Consider the following 1,708-nt stretch of genomic DNA (forward strand, 5'->3'; position numbering starts at 1 on the left):
GCCGCCGCGGCATCGAGCCGCCGCGCCCGCTGTCGCTGGATTCCTCGCGGTTGTCGGAGGCGTGGCGGCTCTGGCCGCGCGCGCCGGCAGCCGGGCGAGATAGGGCGCGTAGCCGTAGAGCGTATCCGCCTCTTCCACCGCCGCGCGCGCCTGCGGCGTCATCTGCTCCGCCGCGCCGGGGCCGAGGCCCACCACCGTGAGGCGCCCGCTCACGCCGCCTGCTCCCAGCCGGGCACCAGCACGATGGAGAAATAGGGCGCCTGCGTCTCCTCGCGGGTCGCCAGCGGCACCAGCGCGCAGCCGGACATGGTGCCGCGCTCCACATAGAGCGCCTTTTCCAGCCGTCCGGCGGCGGCGAGCGCGCGGCGGATCTTCGGCAGGTTGCGGCCCACCTTCATGACCACGCAGGCATCCGCCTCGCGGAAGCGGCGCGTCAGCTCGGCCTCGTCGAGGGTGCCGGGCACCACCATCAGCACGTCGTCGCCCTGGGCGATGGGCGTGCCGGCCTGCGACCAGCAGCCGGACATGCCGGTGACCCCGGCGATGACGGTCGCGGGAAAGCGCGGCGCGAGCCGCACGTGCAGGTGCATGTAGGAGCCGTAGAACAGGGGGTCGCCCTCGCTCAGCACCGCCACCCGCCGCCCCGCCATAAGGTGCTCGGCGACGGCGGCGGCCGAAACGTCGTAGAAGGCGCCGATGGCGGCGCGGTAGGCGGCATCGTGGCGGTGGATCTCGGTGGTGACGGGATAGAGCAGCGGCAGCTCCGGCGTGCCCTCGGCGATATGCGCGGCGGCGATGGTGCGGGCGTGGCTGACGTTGCCGGCCTTGGCGAAATAGGCCACCACGTCCGCCTCGGCGAGCGCGCGCACCGCCTTGAGGGTGATGAGCTCGGGATCGCCGGGGCCGACGCCCACGCCGGTGAGATGGCCCCTCATATGCCGCTCCGCGCCAGCGCGTTGAGGGCGGCGGCGGTGATGGCGCTGCCGCCCAGTCGGCCCGCGACGATGGCGAACGGCACGCCGCGCGGGTTCTGCGCCAGTTCGTCCTTCGATTCGGCGGCGCCCACGAAGCCCACCGGCATGCCGAGGATGGCGGCGGGCTTCGGCGCGCCCTTGTCGAGCATCTCCAGAAGGTGGAACAGCGCGGTGGGCGCATTGCCGATGGCGACCACGGCGCCGGCCAGCCGGTCGCGCCACAGGTCCAGTGCCGCCGCCGAGTGGGTGGTGCCGAGCTTCTCCGCGAGCGCGGGAACGGCGGGATCGCGCAGGGTGCAGATCACCTCGTTCCCGGCCGGCAGGCGGGCGCGGGTGACGCCGTGCGCCACCATCTGCGCATCGCACAGGATTGGCGCGCCGGCGTTCAGCGCCGCGCGGGCGGCGGCGACGAAGCCGGGGCCGAAGCGGAAGAATTGCGCCGCCTCCACCAGCCCGCAGGCATGGATCATGCGCACGGCGAGGTCGGCCTCGTCCTCGCAGAAGCGGGAGAGGTCGGCCTCGGCGCGGATGATGGCGAAGGAGCGCGCATAGATGGCGCCGCCGTCGCGCTCATAGGCGGGCACGGTGGGCGCGCCGCTCATGCCGGGCTCCCCGATGTCTTGCGTTCCGCCATCGTCTCTTCCGGCATCGTCTCTTCCGGCATCCTGCTTCCTGTCCCGGTGCCCGCCGGGCTGACGCGCGCCAGCGCGGCGCGGCTGTCCTCTCGCGCGGCG

Annotated in this window: 2 protein-coding genes and 1 pseudogene; all 3 read right to left on the bottom strand. The window is 73.8% G+C overall.

The window, feature by feature from the left end; genetic code table 11:
• A pseudogene (locus AC2W7M_RS24900) lies at positions 1–213 on the bottom strand (SAM-dependent methyltransferase); the annotation flags it as partial.
• Complete coding sequence (locus AC2W7M_RS24905; protein ID WP_486135740.1) at positions 210–935, bottom strand: precorrin-2 C(20)-methyltransferase; 726 nt, start codon at positions 933–935, stop codon at positions 210–212. The gene AC2W7M_RS24905 and the pseudogene AC2W7M_RS24900, both read right to left, overlap by 4 nt.
• On the bottom strand, positions 932–1,576 hold the full coding sequence (locus tag AC2W7M_RS24910; RefSeq protein ID WP_486135742.1) for a precorrin-8X methylmutase: 645 nt from the start codon (positions 1,574–1,576) through the stop codon (positions 932–934). The genes AC2W7M_RS24905 and AC2W7M_RS24910 overlap by 4 nt, the downstream gene beginning before the upstream one ends.
• Between the last annotated feature and the right edge of the window lie 132 nt (positions 1,577–1,708).

The organism is Xanthobacter sp. BG11Y11_SDJG, assembly GCF_057364445.1.

Excerpts from the sequence above, each read along its gene's own strand:
- AC2W7M_RS24905 (WP_486135740.1), bottom strand. The coding sequence starts at position 935 with ATGAGGGGCCATCTCACCGGCGTGGGCGTCGGCCCCGGCGATCCCGAG.
- AC2W7M_RS24910 (WP_486135742.1), bottom strand. The coding sequence starts at position 1,576 with ATGAGCGGCGCGCCCACCGTGCCCGCCTATGAGCGCGACGGCGGCGCC.